The sequence below is a fragment of the Aeromonas sp. s3 genome (assembly GCF_040907805.1).
In the GTDB taxonomy this organism is placed as follows: Bacteria; Pseudomonadota; Gammaproteobacteria; order Enterobacterales; family Aeromonadaceae; genus Aeromonas; species Aeromonas dhakensis.
Genome location: NZ_JBFOCQ010000032.1, coordinates 109230 through 131485, shown reverse-complemented (window position 1 = coordinate 131485; position 22256 = coordinate 109230). Strand labels below are relative to the sequence as shown.

General features: G+C 56.5%; 37 protein-coding genes. 4 read left to right on the top strand and 33 right to left on the bottom strand.

Annotated features, from left to right (window positions below):
* Positions 1–20: 20 nt before the first annotated feature.
* Positions 21–560, top strand: coding sequence for a hypothetical protein (locus AB5Y98_RS18320; protein WP_368232425.1), 540 nt, complete (start codon positions 21–23; stop codon positions 558–560).
* Here the strand turns inward: AB5Y98_RS18320 and rplQ are convergent.
* From rplQ to rpsJ, 28 genes are all read right to left on the bottom strand, one after another.
* Complete coding sequence (gene rplQ / locus AB5Y98_RS18315; RefSeq protein ID WP_005307999.1) at positions 502–885, bottom strand: 50S ribosomal protein L17; 384 nt, start codon at positions 883–885, stop codon at positions 502–504. The two genes, AB5Y98_RS18320 and rplQ, sit on opposite strands and share 59 nt — an antisense overlap.
* Positions 886–928: 43 nt before the next feature.
* Positions 929–1918, bottom strand: coding sequence for a DNA-directed RNA polymerase subunit alpha (gene rpoA, locus AB5Y98_RS18310; protein ID WP_005307997.1), 990 nt, complete (start codon positions 1916–1918; stop codon positions 929–931).
* Positions 1919–1943: 25 nt separating this feature from the next.
* A complete protein-coding gene (gene rpsD, locus AB5Y98_RS18305; RefSeq protein ID WP_005307996.1) occupies positions 1944–2564 on the bottom strand; it encodes a 30S ribosomal protein S4 in 621 nt (206 codons plus the stop codon).
* Positions 2565–2603: 39 nt separating this feature from the next.
* Positions 2604–2993, bottom strand: a complete 390-nt coding sequence (gene rpsK / locus AB5Y98_RS18300) for a 30S ribosomal protein S11 (protein WP_005307993.1) — start codon at positions 2991–2993, stop codon at positions 2604–2606.
* Positions 2994–3007: 14 nt separating this feature from the next.
* Complete coding sequence (gene rpsM, locus AB5Y98_RS18295) at positions 3008–3364, bottom strand: 30S ribosomal protein S13 (protein ID WP_005307991.1); 357 nt, start codon at positions 3362–3364, stop codon at positions 3008–3010.
* A 139-nt stretch (positions 3365–3503) separates the two neighbouring features.
* Entirely contained in the window at positions 3504–3617 is a 114-nt protein-coding gene (gene rpmJ, locus AB5Y98_RS18290; RefSeq protein WP_005319705.1) for a 50S ribosomal protein L36, read from the bottom strand.
* 27 nt (positions 3618–3644) lie between these two features.
* Complete coding sequence (gene secY, locus AB5Y98_RS18285; protein WP_005307989.1) at positions 3645–4973, bottom strand: preprotein translocase subunit SecY; 1329 nt, start codon at positions 4971–4973, stop codon at positions 3645–3647.
* An 8-nt stretch (positions 4974–4981) separates the two neighbouring features.
* Complete coding sequence (gene rplO, locus AB5Y98_RS18280; protein WP_005307987.1) at positions 4982–5419, bottom strand: 50S ribosomal protein L15; 438 nt, start codon at positions 5417–5419, stop codon at positions 4982–4984.
* Between the two features lie 2 nt (positions 5420–5421).
* Positions 5422–5601: a 50S ribosomal protein L30 gene (gene rpmD, locus AB5Y98_RS18275; protein WP_005307985.1), complete on the bottom strand. Its 180-nt coding sequence runs from the start codon at positions 5599–5601 to the stop codon at positions 5422–5424.
* 6 nt (positions 5602–5607) lie between these two features.
* Positions 5608–6108: a 30S ribosomal protein S5 gene (gene rpsE / locus AB5Y98_RS18270; protein WP_005307983.1), complete on the bottom strand. Its 501-nt coding sequence runs from the start codon at positions 6106–6108 to the stop codon at positions 5608–5610.
* A gap of 14 nt (positions 6109–6122) precedes the next feature.
* Entirely contained in the window at positions 6123–6476 is a 354-nt protein-coding gene (gene rplR / locus AB5Y98_RS18265; RefSeq protein WP_336291938.1) for a 50S ribosomal protein L18, read from the bottom strand.
* Between the two features lie 9 nt (positions 6477–6485).
* Positions 6486–7019, bottom strand: a complete 534-nt coding sequence (gene rplF / locus AB5Y98_RS18260) for a 50S ribosomal protein L6 (RefSeq protein WP_005307981.1) — start codon at positions 7017–7019, stop codon at positions 6486–6488.
* Positions 7020–7032: 13 nt separating this feature from the next.
* Complete coding sequence (rpsH, locus tag AB5Y98_RS18255; protein ID WP_005307980.1) at positions 7033–7425, bottom strand: 30S ribosomal protein S8; 393 nt, start codon at positions 7423–7425, stop codon at positions 7033–7035.
* Positions 7426–7445: 20 nt separating this feature from the next.
* A complete protein-coding gene (gene rpsN / locus AB5Y98_RS18250) occupies positions 7446–7751 on the bottom strand; it encodes a 30S ribosomal protein S14 (RefSeq protein WP_005307979.1) in 306 nt (101 codons plus the stop codon).
* 10 nt (positions 7752–7761) lie between these two features.
* Positions 7762–8301: a 50S ribosomal protein L5 gene (gene rplE, locus AB5Y98_RS18245; RefSeq protein ID WP_005307978.1), complete on the bottom strand. Its 540-nt coding sequence runs from the start codon at positions 8299–8301 to the stop codon at positions 7762–7764.
* Between the two features lie 13 nt (positions 8302–8314).
* Positions 8315–8632 (bottom strand): 50S ribosomal protein L24, encoded by a 318-nt coding sequence (rplX, locus tag AB5Y98_RS18240; protein ID WP_005307977.1) that lies wholly within the window; start codon positions 8630–8632, stop codon positions 8315–8317.
* 11 nt (positions 8633–8643) lie between these two features.
* On the bottom strand, positions 8644–9012 hold the full coding sequence (gene rplN / locus AB5Y98_RS18235) for a 50S ribosomal protein L14 (protein ID WP_005307975.1): 369 nt from the start codon (positions 9010–9012) through the stop codon (positions 8644–8646).
* 147 nt (positions 9013–9159) lie between these two features.
* The gene (rpsQ, locus tag AB5Y98_RS18230) at positions 9160–9408 is read right to left on the bottom strand and encodes a 30S ribosomal protein S17 (RefSeq protein WP_005307966.1); all 249 of its coding nucleotides are present in this window, start codon (positions 9406–9408) and stop codon (positions 9160–9162) included.
* Positions 9408–9599: a 50S ribosomal protein L29 gene (gene rpmC / locus AB5Y98_RS18225; RefSeq protein WP_005307965.1), complete on the bottom strand. Its 192-nt coding sequence runs from the start codon at positions 9597–9599 to the stop codon at positions 9408–9410. The genes rpsQ and rpmC overlap by 1 nt, the downstream gene beginning before the upstream one ends.
* Positions 9599–10012, bottom strand: a complete 414-nt coding sequence (gene rplP, locus AB5Y98_RS18220) for a 50S ribosomal protein L16 (protein WP_005307963.1) — start codon at positions 10010–10012, stop codon at positions 9599–9601. Before rplP ends, rpmC begins: the two co-directional genes overlap by 1 nt.
* 13 nt (positions 10013–10025) lie before the next feature.
* Entirely contained in the window at positions 10026–10739 is a 714-nt protein-coding gene (gene rpsC, locus AB5Y98_RS18215; protein ID WP_005307962.1) for a 30S ribosomal protein S3, read from the bottom strand.
* A 3-nt stretch (positions 10740–10742) separates the two neighbouring features.
* Entirely contained in the window at positions 10743–11087 is a 345-nt protein-coding gene (gene rplV / locus AB5Y98_RS18210) for a 50S ribosomal protein L22 (protein ID WP_005319741.1), read from the bottom strand.
* Between the two features lie 10 nt (positions 11088–11097).
* Positions 11098–11376, bottom strand: a complete 279-nt coding sequence (rpsS, locus tag AB5Y98_RS18205) for a 30S ribosomal protein S19 (RefSeq protein ID WP_005307960.1) — start codon at positions 11374–11376, stop codon at positions 11098–11100.
* A 22-nt stretch (positions 11377–11398) separates the two neighbouring features.
* Positions 11399–12220, bottom strand: a complete 822-nt coding sequence (gene rplB / locus AB5Y98_RS18200) for a 50S ribosomal protein L2 (RefSeq protein ID WP_005307957.1) — start codon at positions 12218–12220, stop codon at positions 11399–11401.
* Between the two features lie 15 nt (positions 12221–12235).
* Complete coding sequence (gene rplW / locus AB5Y98_RS18195; protein ID WP_342690021.1) at positions 12236–12535, bottom strand: 50S ribosomal protein L23; 300 nt, start codon at positions 12533–12535, stop codon at positions 12236–12238.
* Positions 12535–13140, bottom strand: coding sequence for a 50S ribosomal protein L4 (gene rplD / locus AB5Y98_RS18190; RefSeq protein WP_005307949.1), 606 nt, complete (start codon positions 13138–13140; stop codon positions 12535–12537). The genes rplW and rplD overlap by 1 nt, the downstream gene beginning before the upstream one ends.
* A gap of 17 nt (positions 13141–13157) precedes the next feature.
* Positions 13158–13790 (bottom strand): 50S ribosomal protein L3, encoded by a 633-nt coding sequence (gene rplC / locus AB5Y98_RS18185; RefSeq protein ID WP_005307947.1) that lies wholly within the window; start codon positions 13788–13790, stop codon positions 13158–13160.
* A gap of 22 nt (positions 13791–13812) precedes the next feature.
* Entirely contained in the window at positions 13813–14124 is a 312-nt protein-coding gene (gene rpsJ / locus AB5Y98_RS18180; protein ID WP_005307944.1) for a 30S ribosomal protein S10, read from the bottom strand.
* A 356-nt stretch (positions 14125–14480) separates the two neighbouring features.
* Between rpsJ and AB5Y98_RS18175 the strand changes: the two genes are divergently transcribed.
* Positions 14481–15395: a DMT family transporter gene (locus tag AB5Y98_RS18175; RefSeq protein WP_368232423.1), complete on the top strand. Its 915-nt coding sequence runs from the start codon at positions 14481–14483 to the stop codon at positions 15393–15395.
* 37 nt (positions 15396–15432) lie between these two features.
* Here the strand turns inward: AB5Y98_RS18175 and envZ are convergent, their stop codons facing one another.
* Together envZ and ompR are read right to left on the bottom strand one after the other, a co-directional pair.
* Positions 15433–16743: a two-component system sensor histidine kinase EnvZ gene (gene envZ / locus AB5Y98_RS18170; RefSeq protein WP_010635419.1), complete on the bottom strand. Its 1311-nt coding sequence runs from the start codon at positions 16741–16743 to the stop codon at positions 15433–15435.
* Positions 16740–17459, bottom strand: a complete 720-nt coding sequence (ompR, locus tag AB5Y98_RS18165; RefSeq protein WP_005307934.1) for a two-component system response regulator OmpR — start codon at positions 17457–17459, stop codon at positions 16740–16742. The genes envZ and ompR overlap by 4 nt, the downstream gene beginning before the upstream one ends.
* Positions 17460–17684: 225 nt before the next feature.
* On the opposite strand from ompR, the gene greB reads away from it, so the two are divergent.
* Together greB and AB5Y98_RS18155 are read left to right on the top strand one after the other, a co-directional pair.
* Positions 17685–18158, top strand: coding sequence for a transcription elongation factor GreB (greB, locus tag AB5Y98_RS18160; protein ID WP_011704309.1), 474 nt, complete (start codon positions 17685–17687; stop codon positions 18156–18158).
* A 279-nt stretch (positions 18159–18437) separates the two neighbouring features.
* Complete coding sequence (locus AB5Y98_RS18155; RefSeq protein WP_368232421.1) at positions 18438–20747, top strand: Tex family protein; 2310 nt, start codon at positions 18438–18440, stop codon at positions 20745–20747.
* Positions 20748–20805: 58 nt separating this feature from the next.
* On the opposite strand, the gene AB5Y98_RS18150 is transcribed toward AB5Y98_RS18155, so the two are convergent.
* From AB5Y98_RS18150 to AB5Y98_RS18140, 3 genes are all read right to left on the bottom strand, one after another.
* Positions 20806–21084 (bottom strand): hypothetical protein, encoded by a 279-nt coding sequence (locus AB5Y98_RS18150; protein WP_005307922.1) that lies wholly within the window; start codon positions 21082–21084, stop codon positions 20806–20808.
* A gap of 88 nt (positions 21085–21172) precedes the next feature.
* Complete coding sequence (locus AB5Y98_RS18145) at positions 21173–21970, bottom strand: putative metalloprotease CJM1_0395 family protein (RefSeq protein WP_368232420.1); 798 nt, start codon at positions 21968–21970, stop codon at positions 21173–21175.
* Between the two features lies 1 nt (position 21971).
* Complete coding sequence (locus AB5Y98_RS18140) at positions 21972–22205, bottom strand: flagellar basal body rod C-terminal domain-containing protein (protein WP_005307918.1); 234 nt, start codon at positions 22203–22205, stop codon at positions 21972–21974.
* Positions 22206–22256 lie beyond the last annotated feature (51 nt).

Here is a 22256-nt window from a genome sequence, read left to right as displayed (position 1 = left end):
ATGGAGGCGCATTATAGGGAGTGAATTCGTTCTGGCAACCCCTCCCCTGCAATAAAATTGCAAAAAACTGCACTTTTTTAGTTATTCATATCCAAACACAGCTTTTATACAAACTTATCCACAGAAATGATGAGATTGACCTATCTCAGCGCCCTTCTTGCGTAACAAGAAGCAAAGATCTTCATATCTACCTAACTGGATGTCGTGCGCTAACAGACATCACATATAAAGCTGCAGACCTTGACCGGTCCCGGAACAAGGTTGAGGCAGTTGAGGCAGTTGAGGCAGTTGAGGCAGTTGAGGCAGTTGAGGCAGTTGAGGCAGTTGAGGCAGTTGAGGCAGTTGAGGCAGTTGAGGCAGTTGAGGCAGTTGAGGCAGTTGAGGCAGTTGAGGCAGTTGAGGCAGTTGAGGCAGTTGAGGCAGTTGAGGCAGTTGAGGCAGTTGAGGCAGTATCAGAATCAACTAAAAGAAAAGCCGGGACAAGCCCGGCTTTTTCTTTTATCACTCAGCAGCTGCTTCAGCAGCGGCCGGGCGGTCTACCAGCTCAATGTAAGCCATAGGGGCGTTGTCGCCAGCACGGAAACCGCATTTCAGAATGCGAGTATAACCGCCGGCGCGCTCCAGGTAGCGCGGGCCCAGTTCATTGAACAGCTTAGCCACGATCGCGTTATCGCGAGTACGGGCAAATGCCAGGCGACGATTAGCAACGCTATCAGTCTTGGCAAGGGTGATCAGCGGTTCAACTACACGACGCAGCTCTTTTGCCTTAGGCAGAGTCGTCTTGATGATCTCATGACGAACCAGGGAGCTGGCCATGTTGCGGAACATAGCCTGACGATGGCTGCTGTTCCGGTTCAGTTGACGACCACTCAAACGATGGCGCATGACCTTATCCTTCTAACTAAATCTGTGAAACCCGTAATCTGGATTACTCGTCAGCGATGCTGGCGGGCGGCCAGTTCTCAAGGCGCATGCCAAGAGACAGACCACGGGAGGCCAACACGTCCTTGATCTCAGTCAGGGACTTCTTACCGAGGTTAGGAGTCTTAAGCAACTCAACTTCGGTACGCTGTACCAGATCACCAATATAGTGGATAGCTTCTGCCTTCAGACAGTTCGCAGAACGAACTGTCAGCTCCAAATCATCGACAGGACGCAGCAGAATCGGATCAAACTCGGGTTTCTCTTCTTTCTTCTCGGGCACGCTGACATCGCGCAGATCCACGAAGGCTTCCAGTTGCTCGGCCAGAATAGTGGCAGAACGACGGATGGCTTCTTCAGGATCCAGGGTACCATTGGTCTCCATGTCGATGACCAGCTTGTCCAAGTCGGTACGCTGTTCAACCCGTGCTGCCTCAACATTGTAGGCAATACGAACGATGGGACTGAACGCGGAGTCCAGCAGCAGGCGACCGATAGGACGCTCTTCATCATCGTTGTGAACACGAGCAGAAGCAGGCACATAACCACGACCGCGCTGAACTTTCAGGCGCATGCTGATTTCAGCATTGGCACCAGTCAGGTGGCAGATTACGTGCTCCGGGTTTACGATCTCGACTTCATCACCGTGAGTGATATCACCAGCGGTAACGGGGCCTGTTCCAGACTTGGTCAGGGACAGAGTTACCTCGTCCTTGCCTTCCAGCTTCACAGCGATACCTTTCAGGTTGAGCAGGATTTCAAGAATGTCTTCCTGTACACCTTCTTTGCTGCTGTACTCATGCAGTACACCGTCAATTTCGACTTCAGTAACTGCACAACCGGGCATAGAAGACAGCAAAATACGACGCAGGGCGTTGCCCAGCGTGTGACCAAAGCCACGCTCGAGTGGCTCAAGAGTCACTTTCGCATGAGTCGGGCTAACTTGCTCGATGTCAACTAGCCGCGGTTTAAGAAAATCTGTTACAGAACCCAGCATTGTGTCCTCTCTTTAGAAGCTAGCTTTACTTGGAGTAAAGCTCGACGATCAGCTGTTCGTTAATGTCGGCAGACAGGTCGGAACGCTCTGGCAGACGCTTGAAAGCACCTTCCATTTTAGCGGCATCAACCTCTACCCAAGTCGGCTTCTCGCGCTGACCAGCAACCTCAAGGGCCGCTTTGATACGCGCTTGCTTCTTAGCCTTCTCACGAACGCAGATCACGTCCTCAGGGGAAACCTGGAAAGAAGGAATGTTCACAACGCGACCGTTTACCATGATGGCCTTGTGGCTCACCAGCTGACGAGATTCAGCGCGGGTAGCACCGAAGCCCATGCGGTAGACGACGTTGTCCAGACGACCTTCCAGCAGCTGCAACAGGTTTTCACCGGTGTTACCCTTTTGACGGGCAGCGTCGCGGTAGTAGTTGCGGAACTGTTTTTCCAATACGCCGTAGATACGACGAACTTTTTGTTTCTCGCGCAGCTGAACACCGTAGTCAGACAGACGCGCTTTACGCGCACCGTGTTGACCAGGAACGGTGTCAATCTTGCACTTAGAATCAATCGCACGAACACCAGACTTCAGGAAGAGGTCGGTGCCCTCACGACGGCTAAGCTTAAGCTTAGGACCGATATATCTTGCCATCTTCTTTCTCCAACAATCCTAGACCAAGTAGCTACAGCGTTACACGCGGCGCTTCTTGGGAGGACGACAACCGTTGTGCGGGATCGGAGTCACATCAGTAATGTTAGTGATGCGGAAACCAGCCGCGTTCAGAGCGCGGATGGAAGACTCACGACCGGGACCCGGACCTTTAACCATGACTTCCAGGTTCTTCACGCCATATTCTTTGGCCATCTCACCAGCGCGCTCGGCAGCTACCTGAGCAGCGAACGGGGTGGACTTACGAGAACCACGGAAACCGGAACCACCAGAAGTAGCCCAAGACAGAGCGTTGCCCTGACGGTCAGTAATGGTCACGATTGTGTTGTTGAAAGATGCATGAACGTGCGCAATACCGTCGCTCACTTGCTTTTTAACGCGCTTGCGAGCACGAGTCGGAGTTTTAGCCATTTTCTACCTTCCCGTTACTTCTTGATAGCCTTGCGCGGACCCTTGCGGGTACGAGCGTTGGTCTTGGTACGTTGACCACGAACAGGCAGGCTACGACGGTGACGCAAACCACGGTAGCAACCCAGATCCATCAATCGCTTGATGTTCATGGAAATCTGACGACGCAGGTCACCTTCAACGGTGAATTTACCTACTTGTTCACGCAGACTCTCGATCTGAGCTTCGTCCAGGTCTTTAATTTTCACATTCTCAGCGATACCGGCTGCGGCACAGATGGCCTTGGAGCGGGTACGACCGACGCCATAAATAGCAGTCAAAGCGATGACTGCATGCTTATGGTCAGGAATGTTAATGCCAGCGATACGGGCCACTATTCACTCCTACATATAGTAGATTACGACCACCACAAAGCCCGTGAGCGGATACGTGGCGGTCAACCAATACACAACAAAAGTTGGCTGGCTATATTAGCCAGCACAACTATTTGTTGCAAGTACTAACCGTAAAAAATTAGCCTTGGCGCTGTTTATGCTTTGGCTCGCTGCAAATCACACGCACCACACCGTGACGCTTGATGATTTTGCAGTTACGGCAGATTGCCTTAACGGAAGCACGAACTTTCATTGCTTAACTCCGTAACTACGCCGACCTTTAGCGGCCGTAGCCCTTCAGGTTGGCCTTCCTCAGGACGTCGCCATATTGATGAGACATCATATGGGTCTGAACCTGAGCCATGAAGTCCATGATAACTACCACAATAATCAGCAGCGAGGTGCCACCGAAATAGAACTGAACGTTCCAGGCAGTCATCAGGAACTGGGGTACCAGACAGATAAAGGTTATATAGAGCGCACCTGCCAATGTCAGGCGGGTCATAACCTTATCGATATAACGTGCTGTCTGCTCGCCCGGGCGGATCCCCGGGATAAAGGCTCCACTCTTCTTCAGGTTATCTGCTGTCTCGCGGGGGTTGAACACCAGCGCGGTATAGAAGAAGCAGAAGAAGATAATGGCTGCTGCATAGAGCATCTCATACAAGGGCTGACCCGGCTGCAGGACCATAGAGACCTGTTGCAGGATATCGGCGACCTTGCCCTCGCCCTGACCAAACCAAGAGGTAATGGTCCCCGGGAAGAGGATGATGCTGGATGCGAAAATCGCAGGAATCACACCGGCCATATTTACTTTCAACGGCAGGTGTGTGCTTTGCGCTGCGAATACCTGGCGGCCTTGTTGACGCTTGGCATAGTTAACGACGATACGACGCTGACCACGCTCCACGAACACCACAAAGTAAGTCACTGCGAAAACAATCAAGCCCAGCAACAACAACAGCAGGATGTGCAATTCCCCTTGACGTGCCTGTTCGGCCGTAGCGCCAATGGCATGAGGCAGACCAGCAACGATACCTGTGAAGATAATCAACGAGATACCATTACCAATCCCACGCTCGGTAATCTGCTCACCCAACCACATCAAGAACATGGTACCGGTGACCAGACTCACAACGGCTGTGAAATAGAAGCCCAAACCCGGATGAGTCACGAGTCCCTGCATCATATTCGGCAGACCGGTTGCAATACCAATGGCCTGGAAAGTTCCCAAAACCAGCGTGCCCCAACGGGTATATTGGCTAATCTTGCGACGGCCGGATTCACCTTCTTTCTTGAGTTCAGCAAGAGCGGGGTGAACCACAGTCAGCAGCTGGATAATGATCGAGGCCGAAATGTACGGCATGATCCCCAGCGCAAGAATAGAAGCACGCGAGAGTGCACCACCACTGAACATGTTGAACATCTCAATGATGGTGCCCTTCTGTTGTTGGAACAACTCGGCCAGTACGGCGGCGTCAATACCAGGAATCGGCACATAAGAGCCTGCACGGAAAACGATAATCGCCCCGAGAACGAAGAGCAGACGGCTCTTCAGTTCACTCAGACCACCCTGTGCTTTAACATCCAATCCTGGTTTCTTAGCCATTGTACTGATTATTCCTCGATTTTACCGCCAGCGGCCTCGATGGCTGCACGTGCACCCTTGGTGACGGACAGACCACGAACGGTCACAGCACGGTCAATGTTGCCAGACAGAACAACTTTAGCGAACACGATGTTTTTGGTAATAACACCGGCTTGCTTTAGAGTGCTCACGTCGACCACATCACCTTCTACCAGGGCGATTTCGTTCAGGCGTACTTCGGCAGAAACCAAAGATTTGCGAGAGAAGAAACCGAACTTCGGCAGACGGATTTTCAAAGGCATCTGGCCGCCTTCGAAACCGTTGCGGACTTTGCCGCCACCGGAACGAGAGGTTTGACCTTTAACACCACGACCACCGGTCTTGCCCAGACCAGAACCGATACCACGGCCCGGACGGTGCTTAACGCGCTTGGAACCAGCGGCCGGAGACAGAGTATTCAGACGCATGCTTAGCCCTCCACCTTAACCATGTAATAAACCTGGTTGATCATGCCGCGTACGCAGGGAGTATCTTCCAGCTCAACGGTGTGACCAATGCGACGCAGACCCAGACCACGCAGAGTCGCCTTGTGCTTTGGCAGACGGCCGATAGAGCTGCGAGTTTGAGTTACTTTTACAGTGTTAGCCATGTCGCATTACCCCAGAATTTCTTCAACGCGCAGACCACGCTTGGCAGCGATCTGTTCCGGGGATTGACCCTGAACCAGAGCGTCTACAGTGGCGCGAACAACGTTGATTGGGTTGGTGGAACCGTAGGTCTTAGCCAGCACGTTGTGGATACCAGCAACTTCCAGAACGGCACGCATAGCGCCGCCTGCGATGATACCAGTACCTTGAGAGGCCGGCTTCATGAACACGGTGGAACCGGAGTGAACACCTTTCACCGGGTGGTGCAGGGTGCCGTTGTTCAGCTCAACCTTGTTCAGGTTACGCTTAGCCTGTTCCATCGCTTTTTGAATAGCGGCCGGAACTTCACGGGCTTTACCGTAACCGTAACCTACACGGCCGTTACCATCACCCACCACGGTCAGCGCGGTGAAGGACATGATACGACCACCTTTAACAGTTTTCGAAACACGGTTTACTGCAATCAGCTTTTCTTGCAGTTCGCCGGCTTGAGATTCGACTTTAGCCATCTTCGACTCCTAGCTTAGAACTGAAGACCAGCGTCACGTGCAGCAGCTGCCAGAGCAGCGATGCGACCGTGATACTTGAAACCGGAACGATCGAAAGATACGTTCTGAACGCCTTTGGCAATGGCACGCTCGGCGATAGCCTTACCTACAGCGGTAGCAGCATTTGCGTTACCGGTGTATTTCAGAGCTTCACTGATGGCCTTCTCTACTGTGGAAGCAGAGGCCAGAACTTCGGAACCGTTGGCTGCAATAACCTGCGCATAGATGTGACGCGGGGTACGGTGAACAACCAGACGGGTAGCTCCCAGTTCCTGCATCTTTTTCCGAGCACGAGTAGCACGACGGAGACGAGCTGCTTTCTTGTCCATAGTGTTACCTTACTTCTTCTTAGCTTCTTTAGTACGCACTTGCTCGTTGGCATAGCGTACACCCTTGCCCTTGTAGGGCTCCGGAGCGCGGTAAGCACGGATATCGGCGGCGACTTGGCCAACCAGCTGCTTGTCGACACCACGCAGAACGATTTCTGTGGCAGTCGGGCACTCAGCGGTCACACCAGCCGGCAGCGCATGCTCTACCGGGTGAGAGAAGCCCAGAGCCAGCGCAACAGCATTGCCCTTGATGGAGGCTTTATAACCTACACCAACCAGCTGCAGCTTGCGCTCGAAGCCTTGGGTAACACCGATTACCATGTTGTTGACCAATGCACGGGCAGTACCGGCCTGAGCGTCAGCACCAGCGATGCCGTCGCGCGGGGCGAACTTCAGTACATTGTCTTCTTTGGTCACTTCTACACCGGCGTGAATAGAGCGAACCAGGGAACCTTTACCACCTTTGATGGACAGTTCCTGGCCGTTCAGAGTCACCTCTACGCCAGCAGGAATAGTGACGGGTGCCTTAGCAACACGAGACATTTCCTACCTCCTATTAAGCGACGTAGCAGATGATCTCACCGCCCATGCTTGCTTTACGGGCAGCACGGTCAGTCATCACACCTTTAGACGTGGACACGATAGCAACACCGAGACCGCCCATAACTTTCGGCAGATCAGTAGTGCGCTTGTAAATACGCAGGCCGGGACGGCTCACGCGTTGGATCAGTTCTACAACCGGCTTGCCCTGGAAATATTTCAGTTCAATTTCCAGTTCCGGTTTCACGTCACCAGCTACGGAGTAGCCAGCGATGTAACCTTCTTCTTTCAGCACTTTGGCAATAGCCACTTTCAGCTTGGAAGAAGGCATGGAAACCGCAACTTTGCTCGCCGCCTGACCGTTACGGATGCGGGTCAGCATATCCGCGATCGGATCTTGCATGCTCATAGTCTAACTCCCGAGATTCTTTACCAAGAGGCCTTTTTCAGGCCCGGAATTTCGCCCTTCATGGCATGCTCACGCACCTTGATGCGGGACAGACCAAACTTACGCAGGAAACCGTGCGGACGACCAGTAATGTTGCAACGGTTACGCTGACGGGACGGACTGGAATCACGGGGCAGCTGTTGCAGTTGCAGAACAGCATCCCAACGCGCTTCTTCAGAAGCGTTCATATCAACGATGATAGCTTTGAGCTCGGCACGCTTGGTCGCGTACTTGGCTACCAGCTTCGCACGCTTTACTTCACGTGCTTTCATGGATGTTTTAGCCATAACCCTAACCTTACTTGCGGAATGGGAAGTTAAAGGCAGCCAGCAGAGCACGGCCTTCTTCATCGGTATTCGCGGAAGTGGTGATGGTGATATCCAGACCACGAACGCGATCGACCTTGTCATAGTCGATTTCCGGGAAGATGATTTGCTCACGCACGCCCATGGAGTAGTTACCACGACCGTCGAACGCTTTAGCGTTCAGGCCACGGAAGTCACGGATACGCGGTACGGAGATGCAAATCAGCCGTTCCAGGAACTCCCACATACGCTCGCCACGCAGGGTTACTTTACAACCTATCGGGTAGCCTTCACGAATCTTGAAGCCCGCAACAGATTTGCGAGCTTTGGTGATCAGCGGCTTCTGACCGGAAATGGCAGCCATATCGGCAGCAGCATTTTCCAGCAATTTCTTGTCAGAGATCGCTTCACCAACACCCATGTTCAGGGTGATTTTCTCGATCCGAGGGACTTGCATGATAGTCTTGTAACCGAACTGCTTGGTCAGTTCATTTACTACATCTGATTTGTAGTAATCATGCAGTTTCGCCATCGTTAAACTCCAATTACTTCACAAGTTCGCCGGTGGATTTGAAGAAGCGAACTTTTTTGCCGTCTTCAATCCGGAAACCAACGCGGTCAGCTTTGCCAGTGGCAGAGTTGAACAGCGCTACGTTAGATACATCGATGGGGGCTTCTTTGGTGACGATACCGCCAGCCTGACCCAGTGCGGGTACTGGCTTCTGGTGTTTCTTCACCTGGTTGATGCCTTCCACGATTACCTTACCTTTAGCAATCAGAACTTGAGTGACTTTGCCACGCTTGCCCTTGTCTTTGCCGGTAAGAACAATCACTTCGTCTTCGCGACGGATTTTAGCTGCCATCGTTCGACTCCTTACAGTACTTCGGGTGCCAGGGACACAATCTTCATGAACTTCTCATTACGCAGTTCACGGGTCACCGGGCCAAAAATACGAGTACCGATCGGCTGCTGGTTGTTGTTAAGCAACACAGCCGCATTGTTGTCGAAACGGATGACAGAGCCGTCCGGACGACGAACGCCTTTACGGGTGCGTACGACCACCGCGTTATACACATCACCTTTCTTCACTTTACCGCGAGGAATAGCTTCCTTGATGGAAACCTTGATGATGTCGCCGATGCCGGCGTAACGGCGGTGCGAACCACCCAGAACCTTAATACACATTACACTGCGAGCGCCGGAGTTGTCGGCAACACCCAGCATACTTTGCATCTGGATCATCTTAGTGCTCCGCTTTGTTTACTTCTTATCCCTCTCGGGATCTGGCTGCCTTCAAAAGGCGCGAAACTATAACACAGGATTTTTAGAAAAGGTAGCCTAAAAAACAAACGGCCCCGTCAAGGGGCCGTTTAGACTACAAAGTACCGATTAGGCCTTTTCTACAACGGCAACCAGGGTCCAGGACTTGGTCTTGGACAGCGGGCGGCATTCGCGGATTTCCACGAGGTCGCCAGCTTTGCATTCGTTGTTTTCGTCATGCACGTGCAGCTTGGTAGTGCGCTTGATGATCTTACCGTAGATCGGGTGCTTTACCTTGCGCTCGATGGCGACGGTGATGGACTTGTCCATCTTGTCGCTGATTACACGACCCTGCAGAGTACGGATTTTATCAGTCATTACGCACCTGCCTTCTCAGTCAGTACAGTCTTGATACGTGCGACGTCACGACGCACTTGTTTCAGAGTGTGAGTCTGAGCCAGCTGGCCGGTGGAAGCTTGCATGCGCATGTTGAATTGCTCGCGCAGCAGGCCCAGCAGCTCCTGGTTCAGTTCTTCGACGCTCTTTTGACGCAGATCTTGGGCTTTCATCACATCACCGTCTTAATTACGAAAGTGGTCTGAACAGACAGCTTGGCTGCGGCCAGGGCGAACGCTTCACGCGCCAGAGCCTCAGGTACACCGTCCATCTCGTACAGAACCTTGCCAGGCTGGATCGGGCAAACCCAGTATTCCACGTTACCCTTACCTTTACCCATACGAACTTCGAGGGGCTTTTCGGTAATCGGCTTGTCCGGGAACACACGGATCCAGATCTTACCCTGACGCTTAACGTGACGGGTCATGGCACGACGGGCTGCTTCGATTTGACGAGCAGTCAGCTGGCCACGGGATGTCGCCTTCAGGCCAAAGGTACCGAAGGATACTTCGTTACCAGAGTTGGCCAGACCGCGGTTACGACCCTTGTGGGTCTTGCGGAATTTAGTACGCTTTGGTTGCAACATTTACCGAATCTCCTTACTTGGCAGCGCGGCGCTTGTTGTCACGCTTGGGCTTCGCAGGAGCTTGCTCTTGAGCAGCGGCAGCGTTGACAGCAGCCAGACCGCCCAGAACTTCGCCCTTGAAGATCCAAACTTTAACGCCGATCACACCGTAAGTGGTGTGGGCTTCAGAAGTTGCGTAGTCGATGTCGGCACGCAGGGTGTGCAGGGGCACACGACCTTCACGGTACCATTCGGTACGCGCGATTTCAGCGCCGCCCAGACGACCGGAAACTTCCACCTTGATGCCCTTGGCACCCAGGCGCATGGCGTTTTGTACGGCGCGCTTCATAGCACGACGGAACATTACGCGACGCTCCAGCTGGGAAGTGATGCTGTCGGCAACCAGTTTGCCATCCAGCTCCGGCTTGCGGACTTCGGAAATGTTGATCTGAGCAGGCACGCCAGCAATAGTGGCTACAGCTTTGCGCAGTTTTTCAACGTCTTCGCCTTTCTTACCGATCACAACACCCGGACGAGCGGTGTGAATGGTCACACGGATGCTCTTGGCCGGACGCTCGATGGTGATCTTGGACAAGGACGCGTTTTTCAGTTCCTTGGTCAGGAACTGGCGTACTTGAAAATCGCTGTACAGGTTGTCAGCGAAGTCTTTGGTGTTCGCGAACCAGGTAGAATTCCAAGGCTTGGTAATACCCAGGCGAATGCCATTAGGATGTACTTTCTGACCCATTGCTTATCTCCCAGCCTTAGCGTCGGATACCACTACGGTGATGTGAGCGGTACGCTTGAGGATACGATCCGCGCGACCTTTGGCACGAGGACGGATGCGCTTCATGGAGGGACCTTCGTCGACCATGATAGTAGCAACACGCAGGGCGTCGATGTCGGCGCCTTCGTTGTGCTCAGCGTTTGCAATGGCAGATTCCAGCACTTTCTTCACCAGAACTGCAGCCTTTTTCGGGCTGAAGGTCAGGATGTTCAGAGCCTTGTCTACGGACAGACCACGTACTTGATCGGCTACCAGACGAGCTTTCTGGGCAGAAGTACGGGCATAACGGTGTTTAGCGATAGCTTCCATCATTTATCCCTTAGCGCTTCTTAGCCTTCTTATCAGCAGCATGGCCGCGATAAGTACGAGTAGGTGCGAATTCACCCAGTTTGTGACCGATCATTTCTTCGGTAACGAAAACCGGAACGTGCTGACGACCATTATGGACAGCGATGGTCAAACCGATCATGTTCGGGATGATCATTGAACGACGGGACCAGGTCTTAACCGGCTTTTTATCCCCGCTTTCCACCGCTTTCTCTACCTTCTTCAGCAAGTGCAGGTCGATAAATGGACCCTTCTTGAGAGAACGTGGCATGGTGATTCCTCTATGTTAACAATTACTTGTTACGACGACGTACGATGTACTTGTCGGTACGCTTGTTCTTACGGGTCTTGAAGCCTTTAGCCTTCTGGCCCCATGGGGACACAGGCTGCATGCCCTTGTTACGACCCTCACCACCACCGTGCGGGTGGTCTACCGGGTTCATCGCCATACCGCGAACGGTCGGACGAATACCACGCCAGCGGTTTGCACCGGCTTTACCCAGTTGACGCAGCATGTGCTCGGAGTTACCAACTTCACCGATGGTGGCGCGGCACTCGGCCAGAACTTTACGTACTTCGCCGGAACGCAGACGCAGAGTTACATAGTTACCTTCACGAGCCAGGATCTGGATGAAAGTACCAGCGGAACGAGCCAGCTGGGCACCTTTACCAGGCTTCATCTCAACAGCGTGAACGGTAGAACCGACCGGGATGTTGCGCATCGGCAGGGTGTTACCTACCTTGATTGCGGCATCAGCACCAGAAGCGATTGCATCACCAGCTTTCAGGCCTTTCGGAGCCAGGATGTAACGACGCTCACCGTCTGCATACAGCACCAGGGCGATGTTTGCGGTACGGTTCGGATCGTATTCCAGGCGCTCTACTTTAGCCGGGATACCGTCTTTGTCGCGCTTGAAGTCGACGATACGGTAGTGTTGCTTGTGACCACCGCCGATGTGACGGGTGGTGATGCGGCCGTTGTTGTTACGACCACCGGACTTGTCTTTCTTGTCCAGCAGAGCTGCAAAGGGCTTGCCCTTGTACAGGTCTTGGTTGACGATCTTGACGACGTGGCGGCGGCCCGGAGAAGTAGGCTTGCACTTAACGATTGCCATTTTTCAGAACTCCTCTTACTCGGCTGCGCCCATGAAGTCGATGTCCTGACCAGCTTTCAGGGTCACATAAGCCTTTTTCCAATCGGAACGACGGCCTACGCGTGCACCTGCGCGCTTGGTCTTACCCTTCATGTTCAGGGTACGGACGGTCTCAACTTCGACCTCGAACAGTTTCGCAACTGCAGCTTTGACTTCCGCCTTGGTGGCATCAACAGCAACTTTGAACACGATAGTGTTCTGCTTTTCTGCGACCATGGTGCTCTTTTCAGAGATGTGCGGAGCCTTCAGAACTTTCAGCAGACGCTCTTCACGGATCATGCCAGCATCTCCTCGATTTGCTTAACTGCGTCAGCAGTCATCAGAACCTTGTCGAAAGCGATCAGGCTGACCGGGTCGATACCGGCAACGTCACGCACGTCAACTTTGTACAGGTTACGAGCAGCCAGGAACAGGTTCTCATCGACTTCAGCAGTCACGATCAGAACGTCAGACAGTTCCATTTCTTTCAGCTTGGCGATCAGTTCTTTGGTTTTCGGAGCTTCGATGCCGAACTTCTCAACAACGATCAGGCGCTCTTGACGTACCAGCTCGGACAGGATGCTACGGATAGCGCCGCGGTACATCTTCTTGTTTACTTTCTGGCTGTGATCTTGCGGCTTAGCAGCAAAAGTCACACCACCGGAACGCCAAATGGGCGAACGGATGGAGCCAGCACGGGCACGACCAGTACCCTTCTGACGCCACGGCTTTTTGCCGCCACCAGACACTTCAGAGCGAGTCAGCTGCGCACGAGTACCCTGACGGGCACCAGCGGCATAAGCAACGACAACCTGGTGAACCAGAGCTTCGTTGAATTCGCGCCCGAAGGTAGTCTCGGAAACTTCAAGAGCGCTCTTGGCGTCTTTCATTACCAATTCCATTACTATCTCCTCAGACGTTACGCTTTGACGGCAGGTTTAACGATCACGTTGCCGTTGGTTGCACCCGGTACTGCGCCTTTGATGAGCAGCAGGTTGCGTTCAGCGTCAACACGAACCAGTTCCAGGTTCTGAGTCGTTACACGCTCAGCACCCATGTGACCAGCCATCTTTTTGCCCTTGAATACACGGCCCGGGGTCTGGTTTTGACCGATGGAGCCAGGTACACGGTGGGACAGAGAGTTACCGTGGGTCATATCCTGGGTGCGGAAGTTCCAGCGCTTAACAGTACCGGCAAAACCTTTACCCTTGGATGTGCCGGTAACGTCTACCAGCTTAACGTCAGCGAGAAGATCTACTTTCAGCTCGCTACCAACAGTGAAAGTTTCACCGTTGTTCAGGCGGAATTCCCACAAACCGCGACCGGCTTCTACACCAGCTTTGGCGAAGTGGCCAGCTTCCGGCTTGGTTACGCGGCTAGCTTTCTTGGAGCCAGTGGTAACCTGAATAGCGTTGTAGCCGTCGGTTTCTACAGATTTGACCTGAGTTACACGGTTAGCTTCAACTTCGATAACAGTCACGGGGATAGAAACGCCATCTTCAGTGAAGATGCGAGTCATACCCACTTTGCGACCTACAAGACCGATTGTCATTGTTATCAACCTCTTTCCGTAATTAACCCAGGCTGATCTGGACGTCTACACCAGCTGCCAGATCCAGACGCATCAGAGCGTCTACGGTCTTGTCAGTCGGCTCAACGATGTCTACCAGACGCTTGTGAGTGCGGATCTCGTACTGATCACGCGCGTCTTTGTTGACGTGCGGGGAGATCAGAACGGTGAAACGCTCTTTGCGAGTCGGCAGCGGGATAGGACCGCGAACCTGCGCGCCAGTGCGCTTAGCAGTTTCAACGATTTCCGCAGTGGATTGATCGATCAGGCGATGATCAAAAGCCTTCAGGCGGATACGGATTCTTTGGTTCTGCATTGACAGAGCTCCAATAGATAAAAGAACATAAATCAACACCTTCCGACCGAGATGACTCCCGCCAGAGGTGTGATTTTTCACGTTTCTCCCCATATCGGGGAGACTGTATGGCTGGCCTTCGCAAGCGAAAAACTCAGCAAGCAGACATATCGTCTGGCTTACCTCATGGGTAAGCGGAGGGGATTATACGGATTTTTTCAATTTGCGCAAGGGAGGGCGAACAGAATGTGCACAATTTTATGTGACGGATGGATCTCTGCCGCCGCCACATGATCCCCCGTCCGGCGCGGGTAACGACAATGTTGCAAACAGGCTGGTAGACTGTGCCACAGCCTTGATCACCGGAACGATTTCTCATGCTCAAAGATCAGAAAAAAGCCTATCAATATGGCCTCTGCGCCGTCGCCCTCTGGTCGACGGTGGCCAGCGCCTTCAAGATCTCCCTCACCTACTTCGAGCCGGTGCAGCTGCTGCTGGTCGCGGCCTGCACCTCGACCCTGACGCTGGGGGTGATCGTGGCCTGTCAGGGCAAACTGCCACTGCTGCTCAGCTACATCAAGGGCCGCCCCCTCTACTATCTGGCGCTGGGGGTGCTCAACCCCTTCCTCTATTACCTGCTGCTGTTCAAGGCGTATGATCTGCTGCCCGCCCAGCAGGCGCAGACCCTCAACTACACCTGGGCCATCACCCTCAGTCTGCTGGCCGTCCCCTTCCTCGGCCAGAAGCTGCGCCGCCGCGACGGGGTGGCCATCGTGCTGGGCTACTTCGGTGCTCTGGTGATCGCCACCAAGGGGGATGTGTTCGGTCTGCAGTTCGACAGCCCCCTCGGCGTGACGCTGGCGCTGGTGTCGACCCTCATCTGGGCCGGCTACTGGATCCTCAACACCCGCAACCAGGGCGACCCCATCGTCAGCCTGCTGCTCGGCTTCATCATCAGTTTGCCCTTCATCATTGCGGCAACCTGGCTGCTCTCGGACTTTGCCATGACCGCCTGGCAGGGGTGGGCCGGCGCCATCTATGTCGGGCTATTCGAAATGGGCTTCGGCTTCGTGCTCTGGCTGATGGCGCTACGCCACGCCACCAACACGGCGCCCATCAGCAACCTCATCTTCATCTCGCCCTTTGCCTCGCTGGTACTGCTCAACCTGTTGATCGGCGAGACAATTCACCCGGCCACCCCCATCGGGTTGGCGCTCATCGTCGCCGCCCTGCTGATCCAGCAGCTGAAATACGGCAAGCGTTACCGCAAAGCAACCGAGCCGCAGGCCTGACAATGCAGAAGGGCGCATCCATGGATGCGCCCTTCGTTCAATCAATCCACTCCAGCGGCTGGTTCTTGGGCAGCCGGATCTCCACCAGCAAGCCCCCCTGCTCGGCACGCCCCAGCCTGATGGTGCCGTGATGCTGGGAGACGATCTTGGCGACGATGGCCAGCCCCAGCCCACTGCCGCTGCCGGTACGCGCCTCGTTGCCCTGGGTGAAGGGCTTGAGTACCCGGTAGTAATCCTGTTCCGGAATGCCGGGGCCGTCATCCGACAAGCGCAGCCTGACCCAGTGACCGTCATCCTTGAGCTCGGCCTGCAGCCGGCTCGCCCCGTAGCGCAACGAATTGCCCGACAGGTTGTTGAGGATGCGCCGGATACTGATGGGATTGCAGGCGACCCGCACCGCTTCGGCTGGCAGCTCGAGCTCCACCTCCAGCCCCTGATCGGTCTGCACCAGCAGCACATCATGGATCAGCTGGGTCAGGTCCACCGGCTGGGTATCCAGCCCCTCGTCCGGGCGAATGTAGTCGATGAACTGGTCGATGATGCCGTTGGATTCGTCGATGTCAGCGTTGATGCTCTCCTTGAGATACTCATCCCCGGAGGACATCATCTCGGTCGCCAGCCGGATACGGGTCAGCGGCGTACGCAGATCGTGGGAAACGCCCGCCATCATCATGTTTCGCTCTTCGATAAGGCTCTTGATGGAGCTCGACATGTGGTTGAAGGTGCGGGTCAGCCGGCGCACCTCCCGCGAGCCCTGCTCCCCCAGCGCATCGGGGAAGTTGCCGCGAGCAACCGCCACGGCCCCCGCCTCCAGCTCCTCCAGCGGCCGCACCAGCTGGCGGGCAAACCGCCAGGCCGCGAACAGGGTCACCACCAGCAGCACGCTCATGTAGAGGATCAGCGGCTCGATGTCGTCATCCTCGATCTCGGTCAGCGGGATGCGCACCCACACCTTGTTGGCCTGGGGCGGCTGGATCCAGATGATGTAGTGGTCCTGGATCTCGACCCGCACCTTGGTCTTGCCCCCCAGCTCGCGACTGATGCTCTCTTCCAGATAGGTGTAGGGCTTGGACTCCTTGAGCCCGTGCTGCTCCGCCTCGGTCTGGGTATAGATGTCGCTGCCGGTCGCCACGTAGACCAGCGCCTCGGCATCTTCACTGAGCGCCAGCTGATTGCTCTCGACCGGGAAGATGAGCTTGACCTGATTGGCCAGCAGGTGGCTGATCTGCTTGACGGTCGGCGCCAGCAGATAGTTGTAGAAGGTGGCATAGGAGACAAACTGATAGACCACCAGCACGGCGGCCAAAAACCAGAGCATGCGGGAGAACATGCTGCTCACTTTCTTCATTCGCCGTCACCGTCCGGCACGAACACATAGCCAAGACCCCAGACGGTCTGCAGATAACGGGGCTGCGCCGGATCCTGCTCCAGCAGGCGGCGCAGGCGGGAGACCTGCACGTCGATGCTGCGCTCGGTGGCGGTATATTCGCGACCGCGGGCCAGGTTCATCAGCTTGTCGCGGGAGAGAGGCTCGCGCGGATGGCTCACCAGTACCTTGAGCACGGCGAACTCACCGCTGGTCAGTGCCACCGGATCGCCATCGCGGCTCAACTCGCGGGTCGCCAGGTTGAGCTGGTAGCTGCCAAAGCTCACCACCTTCTCGGCGGTAGAGGGGGCGCCCGGCAACTCGACGGTGTGGCGGCGCAACACGGCGCGGATCCGGGCCAGCAACTCACGAGGGTTGAACGGCTTGGGCAGGTAATCATCGGCACCCATCTCGAGGCCGACGATGCGGTCCACCTCATCCCCCTTGGCGGTCAGCATCAGCACCGGGATCTGGTTGCCAGCCTCGCGCAGGCGGCGACAGATGGAGAGGCCGTCTTCCCCCGGCAGCATCAGGTCGAGCACCATCAGGCTGAAGTTCTCTCGGGTCAGCAGGCGGTCGGCCTGTTCGCCATTGGCGACGCCCCGAACAACGAACCCCTGTTCGGTCAGGTAGCGCTCCAGCAGGGAACGTAATTTCAAATCATCGTCGACGACCAGAACCTTGTATTGCTGACTCATTGCTTGCCTCTCCTCTCGATATGCTGCCAATACTAGAGCCCGGACTCGTAACGGCAAAGCATAAATATGTTACCGGTTATTGCCCGTGCTGCCGGCATGACGCCTCTTTTCCCCTGCCCCCAGCGTCATCTGGCCCGCCAGTTTTTGCTCGACAGCAAGGCGACAGCGGATAAGATCTGCCGAGCCATAAGAGGCTCATCCGCCCCATCGACACAGGGACCCTCCATGAAGACCAAGTTGATCACCCGTGAAGGCTACAACAAGCTCAAACAGGAGCTCGATTTCCTCTGGCGCGAGGAGCGCCCCGAGACCACCCGCAAAGTGGCCTGGGCGGCCAGTCTCGGCGATCGCAGCGAGAATGCGGATTACCAGTACAACAAGAAGCGGCTGCGGGAGATCGATCGGCGGGTCCGTTACCTGCGCAAGTGCCTCGAGGAGCTGGGGATCGTCGACTACTCCCCCGCCCAGGAGGGCAAGGTCTTCTTCGGCGCCTGGGTCGAGGTGGAAAACGAGGAGGGAGAGACCAAGCGTTTTCGCATCGTCGGCTATGACGAAATCTTCGAGCGCAAGGATTACATCTCCATCGACTCCCCCATGGCCCGCGCCCTGCTCAAGAAAGAGGTGGGTGACGAGGCCATAGTGCGTACGCCAGTCGGTGACGCCTGCTGGTACATCAATGAGATCAGCTATCCCAAATAAGCCGCTGTCACGCCACAGCCACCTGCCCTGCCAACCGGCTACCACAGCCAGCATGGGTTTGCTCCGCCTCTCATCCAGGGCGGACACAGCCCTCTCTACCAGAGCTGGCATCCCGCTGCCCGAGCCCATATAGTGCTCACACCCGGCGCCTTGCGGCGCCAACCGGCCCGCGCGGCAGTGGCCCGGCTGATACCTTGAGTACCGCCCTGACAGCCTCTTGCCCGGCGACATCGCCCTCGCGCCAGCCCGTTGTTCTGGACCCGACTACAGAGACCCTCGATGCAAAGCCACGTAATAGAACATCAGATTGCCGGTGAGCTGAATGCCCGCCCGGAACAGGTGCAGGCCGCCGTTCGCCTGCTGGACGAAGGCGCCACCGTCCCCTTCATCGCCCGTTACCGCAAAGAGGTGACTGGCGGTCTGGACGACAGCCAGCTGCGCACCCTGGAAAGCCGCCTCGGTTACCTGCGCGAACTGGCGGATCGCCGCCAGGTGATCCTGCGCTCCATCGAAGAGCAGGGCAAGCTGACCCCCGAGCTGGCTCGCGAGCTGAACGAGGCCGACAGCAAGACCCGGCTGGAAGATCTCTACCTCCCCTACAAACCCAAGCGCCGCACCAAGGGGCAGATGGCCATCGAGGCGGGGCTGGAGCCATTGGCCGACCTGCTGCTGAGCGACCCGATGAAAGATCCCGAACAGGAGGCGGCCCGCTTCCTCAATGCCGAGCAGGGGATCAGCGACAACAAGGCCGCCCTCGACGGTGCCCGCTACATCCTGATGGAGCGCTTCGCTGAGCAGGCGGATCTCCTTGAGAAGCTGCGGGACTATGTGTGGCAAAACGCCACCCTGCGCGCCCGCGTGGTGGCCGGCAAGGAGCAGGAAGGGGCCAAATTCAAGGACTACTTCGAGCACGACGAGCCGCTGCACAAGGCCCCCTCCCACCGGGTGCTGGCCATGCTGCGCGGCCGCAACGAGGGGATCCTCAACCTGGCGCTGGTCACCGGTGACGACGAGAGCGCCAGCCCCTGCGAGGGGATCATCGCCCATCACCTCAGACTGAACCTGCAAAGTCGCCCGGCCGACAAGTGGCTGCAGGGGGTGGTGAGCTGGACCTGGAAGATCAAGCTGTCGCTGCAGATGGAGACCGAGCTCATTGGCCGCATCCGCGAGTCGGCGGAAGAGGAGGCGATCAAGGTGTTCGCCATGAACCTCAAGGATCTGCTGATGGCAGCACCGGCCGGCATGCGCTGCACCATGGGGCTGGATCCCGGCATCCGTACCGGGGTCAAGGTGGCCGTGGTGGATGCCACCGGCAAGCTGGTCGATACCGCGACCATCTATCCGTTCGAACCCAAGCGCCAGGTTGACCAGAGTCTCAAGACCCTGAGCGAGCTGTGCCAGAAGCACAAGGTCGAACTCATCAGCATCGGCAACGGCACCGCCTCGCGGGAAACCGACCGCCTGGTGAGCGACCTATTCGAGCGCTACCCGGCCGCCAAGGCGCAGAAGATCGTGGTGAGTGAAGCGGGGGCCTCGGTCTACTCCGCTTCCGAGCTCGCCTCCCAGGAATTCCCGGATCTCGACGTCTCCCTGCGCGGCGCCGTCTCCATCGCCCGCCGGCTACAGGATCCGCTGGCCGAGCTGGTCAAGATCGACCCCAAGAGCATCGGCGTCGGCCAGTATCAGCACGACGTCGGCCAGAGCCAGCTGGCCCGCCGGCTCGATGCGGTGGTCGAGGATTGCGTGAACGCGGTCGGGGTGGATGTGAATACCGCCTCGGTCGCCCTGCTCAACCGGGTTTCCGGCCTCTCCCAGACCCTGGCCCAGAACATCGTCGCCTACCGCGACGAACACGGCGCCTTCCAGCACCGTCAGCAGTTGCTGAAAGTGAGCCGGCTCGGCCCCAAGGCATTCGAGCAGTGCGCCGGCTTCCTGCGCATTCGTGGCGGCAGCAACCCGCTGGACGGCTCGGCGGTACACCCGGAATCCTACCCAGTGGTGGAGCGGATCCTCGTCAAGCTGGAGCAGACCGTGGACAGCCTGCTCGGCAACAGCAGCCTGCTGCGCACCCTCAAACCCGCCGACTACACGGACGAGCAGTTCGGCGTGCCCACCGTCACCGACATCATCGGCGAGCTGGACAAGCCGGGCCGTGACCCGCGCCCCGAGTTCAAGACCGCTACCTTCAAGGAAGGGGTGGAGAAAATCAGCGATCTGGTGCCCGAGATGGTACTGGAAGGGGTGGTCACCAACGTCACCAACTTCGGCGCCTTCGTCGACATCGGCGTCCATCAGGATGGCCTGGTGCACATCTCCTCCCTGACCGATCGCTTCGTCAAGGATCCTCGCGAGGTGGTCAAGGCCGGCGACATCGTCCGGGTCAAGGTGCTGGAGGTGGACGTACCGCGCAAGCGCATCAGCCTGACCATGCGTCTGGATGAGAAGGCCGGCCAGCCGGCGCGCAAACCGGCCGAGCCGCGCCACACCGGCAACAACGCCAAGCCGAAACAGGCCCCCCGTCAGAACGCCCCGACCGACGGCGCCATGGGCAACGCCTTCGCCGCCGCCCTCTCCAAACTGAAGAAATAAGTCCCCATAATGCAAAAAGCCCCGCGAGGGGCTTTTTTGTGCCGGTGGTGCAGCCGCCTCACTCGGCCAGAGCGCTCAGAATGGCGTCAGCCTCCTGATGGGCCGCCAGCACCTCCCGCAGCCGGTTGAATGCCTTGCAGGCCTCTTGTGGATATTTGCCATAAGAGACGACGCCGGTATGACTCCACCCTGCCGCCAGCATCACCTTTTTCTTGAAATGGGTGCCTTCGGTACCGCCCCCACCAAGCTGCATCAAAAACTGCTCCATCTGGAGGTGCGGCGGAGGGACACGGGAGAAGGTGGCAAAATCTTCCGGTTTGACTTCATCAAAGTGCATGACGACTCCTGTGAGTGTGGATGGGATTACCCCTCAGAGTAGTTGCAAATAGTCGCGTGCGGGGGAAAAACAGGGGGAATTGCCAGGCTCAGACGCTCAGGTTGAAGCTCTGCGGAGTCGCTGGCTTGACCGCCTGCTGATAGCGCTGGGCGATGACCTGGTTGCGCTGCTCCATGTAGCCATTCAACACCCCGGTCTTGGCACTGCCATCGGCCTTCAAGGTGGAGTCCGGATCGGAGGAGATCAGCGCCTTGCGGGCCTGTGCCTCCTTGGCCGCGGCACTCCTTGCCACACTCAGGTCCTGGGAGGAGGGTTGTGCTGGCGCCAGTGCGGCGGCACGTACCTGCTGCATCTTGGCGATGGTGGCTCTGGGGTCGCCGGGAATGACGCTGATGTCGATGGAAACGCCGCCACCGGTGGCATAGCGCTTGCCATCCGGCCCCATGGCAAACTGGTAGGTCGGGCTGCCGGCATACTGACCGCCAGTGATCTGATGCGCCTGCTCGTGGGTTCGCACCTCCTGATCCCTGTCTGCCAGCTCCTTGACCTGCAGCTCCTGTTTCTGCTGCTGTTCTTGTTGTTTGGGATCCTGCTGCTTGTTGCGCTGGCCGTCTTCACCGGTGGCCTCGACGAAACGGTTGTCGACGGCAGCCTGCGGGTTGCCGGTCTGGGAGCCCTCCCGTGCCTGCTGGGAGGTCTGATTGGCATTGGCCTGAGTGGATCTGGATTTGTCTTTCTGGGAGCCGACCTCGGGCTCGGCATTGAAGGCCTCGGTCTGGCGGCTCTGGGGGATGAGGGCTGCGCGGCGATTGTCAGTGCGTGCCGATTCCGTCTGCGGTTGCAGCTGGTTGGGAATGATGGTCGGCAGACTGACATTGATGTTCATGTCACACCCGGATGTCGATCAGGGTTCCCATCATGTCGCTGGCGGTCTGGATCACCTTGGCGGAGGCACCGGCCTGTACCTCGGCACTCTTGAGGTTCACCAGTTCCTCGGGCAACTGTACCTTGTCACCGCTCGGGGTGTTGAGCCTGGCGATCTGATTGGATGCCTTGTCGGCGATCTGCTCCGCACGCTGGAACCCCTGTACACCGCTGTTCAACGCAGAATCTATACGCATGACAATTCTCCTCTGACACTGGATTAATTATCCGTCACCCCAGAGGATTAA

What these genes read in the sequence shown, in the direction of transcription:
- rplQ (WP_005307999.1), bottom strand. Translation starts at nt 885, where the DNA reads ATGCGCCATCGTTTGAGTGGTCGTCAACTGAACCGGAACAGCAGCCAT.
- rpoA (WP_005307997.1), bottom strand. Translation starts at nt 1,918, where the DNA reads ATGCTGGGTTCTGTAACAGATTTTCTTAAACCGCGGCTAGTTGACATC.
- rpsD (WP_005307996.1), bottom strand. Translation starts at nt 2,564, where the DNA reads ATGGCAAGATATATCGGTCCTAAGCTTAAGCTTAGCCGTCGTGAGGGC.
- rpsK (WP_005307993.1), bottom strand. Translation starts at nt 2,993, where the DNA reads ATGGCTAAAACTCCGACTCGTGCTCGCAAGCGCGTTAAAAAGCAAGTG.
- rpmJ (WP_005319705.1), bottom strand. Translation starts at nt 3,617, where the DNA reads ATGAAAGTTCGTGCTTCCGTTAAGGCAATCTGCCGTAACTGCAAAATC.
- secY (WP_005307989.1), bottom strand. Translation starts at nt 4,973, where the DNA reads ATGGCTAAGAAACCAGGATTGGATGTTAAAGCACAGGGTGGTCTGAGT.
- rplO (WP_005307987.1), bottom strand. Translation starts at nt 5,419, where the DNA reads ATGCGTCTGAATACTCTGTCTCCGGCCGCTGGTTCCAAGCGCGTTAAG.
- rpmD (WP_005307985.1), bottom strand. Translation starts at nt 5,601, where the DNA reads ATGGCTAACACTGTAAAAGTAACTCAAACTCGCAGCTCTATCGGCCGT.
- rpsE (WP_005307983.1), bottom strand. Translation starts at nt 6,108, where the DNA reads ATGGCTAAAGTCGAATCTCAAGCCGGCGAACTGCAAGAAAAGCTGATT.
- rplR (WP_336291938.1), bottom strand. Translation starts at nt 6,476, where the DNA reads ATGGACAAGAAAGCAGCTCGTCTCCGTCGTGCTACTCGTGCTCGGAAA.
- rplF (WP_005307981.1), bottom strand. Translation starts at nt 7,019, where the DNA reads ATGTCTCGTGTTGCTAAGGCACCCGTCACTATTCCTGCTGGCGTAGAG.
- rpsH (WP_005307980.1), bottom strand. Translation starts at nt 7,425, where the DNA reads ATGAGCATGCAAGATCCGATCGCGGATATGCTGACCCGCATCCGTAAC.
- rpsN (WP_005307979.1), bottom strand. Translation starts at nt 7,751, where the DNA reads ATGGCTAAAACATCCATGAAAGCACGTGAAGTAAAGCGTGCGAAGCTG.
- rplE (WP_005307978.1), bottom strand. Translation starts at nt 8,301, where the DNA reads ATGGCGAAACTGCATGATTACTACAAATCAGATGTAGTAAATGAACTG.
- rplX (WP_005307977.1), bottom strand. Translation starts at nt 8,632, where the DNA reads ATGGCAGCTAAAATCCGTCGCGAAGACGAAGTGATTGTTCTTACCGGC.
- rplN (WP_005307975.1), bottom strand. Translation starts at nt 9,012, where the DNA reads ATGATCCAGATGCAAAGTATGCTGGGTGTTGCCGACAACTCCGGCGCT.
- rpsQ (WP_005307966.1), bottom strand. Translation starts at nt 9,408, where the DNA reads ATGACTGATAAAATCCGTACTCTGCAGGGTCGTGTAATCAGCGACAAG.
- rpmC (WP_005307965.1), bottom strand. Translation starts at nt 9,599, where the DNA reads ATGAAAGCCCAAGATCTGCGTCAAAAGAGCGTCGAAGAACTGAACCAG.
- rplP (WP_005307963.1), bottom strand. Translation starts at nt 10,012, where the DNA reads ATGTTGCAACCAAAGCGTACTAAATTCCGCAAGACCCACAAGGGTCGT.
- rpsC (WP_005307962.1), bottom strand. Translation starts at nt 10,739, where the DNA reads ATGGGTCAGAAAGTACATCCTAATGGCATTCGCCTGGGTATTACCAAG.
- rplV (WP_005319741.1), bottom strand. Translation starts at nt 11,087, where the DNA reads ATGGAAGCTATCGCTAAACACCGTTATGCCCGTACTTCTGCCCAGAAA.
- rpsS (WP_005307960.1), bottom strand. Translation starts at nt 11,376, where the DNA reads ATGCCACGTTCTCTCAAGAAGGGTCCATTTATCGACCTGCACTTGCTG.
- rplB (WP_005307957.1), bottom strand. Translation starts at nt 12,220, where the DNA reads ATGGCAATCGTTAAGTGCAAGCCTACTTCTCCGGGCCGCCGCCACGTC.
- rplD (WP_005307949.1), bottom strand. Translation starts at nt 13,140, where the DNA reads ATGGAATTGGTAATGAAAGACGCCAAGAGCGCTCTTGAAGTTTCCGAG.
- rplC (WP_005307947.1), bottom strand. Translation starts at nt 13,790, where the DNA reads ATGACAATCGGTCTTGTAGGTCGCAAAGTGGGTATGACTCGCATCTTC.
- rpsJ (WP_005307944.1), bottom strand. Translation starts at nt 14,124, where the DNA reads ATGCAGAACCAAAGAATCCGTATCCGCCTGAAGGCTTTTGATCATCGC.
- AB5Y98_RS18175 (WP_368232423.1), top strand. Translation starts at nt 14,481, where the DNA reads ATGCTCAAAGATCAGAAAAAAGCCTATCAATATGGCCTCTGCGCCGTC.
- envZ (WP_010635419.1), bottom strand. Translation starts at nt 16,743, where the DNA reads ATGAAGAAAGTGAGCAGCATGTTCTCCCGCATGCTCTGGTTTTTGGCC.
- ompR (WP_005307934.1), bottom strand. Translation starts at nt 17,459, where the DNA reads ATGAGTCAGCAATACAAGGTTCTGGTCGTCGACGATGATTTGAAATTA.
- greB (WP_011704309.1), top strand. Translation starts at nt 17,685, where the DNA reads ATGAAGACCAAGTTGATCACCCGTGAAGGCTACAACAAGCTCAAACAG.
- AB5Y98_RS18155 (WP_368232421.1), top strand. Translation starts at nt 18,438, where the DNA reads ATGCAAAGCCACGTAATAGAACATCAGATTGCCGGTGAGCTGAATGCC.
- AB5Y98_RS18150 (WP_005307922.1), bottom strand. Translation starts at nt 21,084, where the DNA reads ATGCACTTTGATGAAGTCAAACCGGAAGATTTTGCCACCTTCTCCCGT.
- AB5Y98_RS18145 (WP_368232420.1), bottom strand. Translation starts at nt 21,970, where the DNA reads ATGAACATCAATGTCAGTCTGCCGACCATCATTCCCAACCAGCTGCAA.
- AB5Y98_RS18140 (WP_005307918.1), bottom strand. Translation starts at nt 22,205, where the DNA reads ATGCGTATAGATTCTGCGTTGAACAGCGGTGTACAGGGGTTCCAGCGT.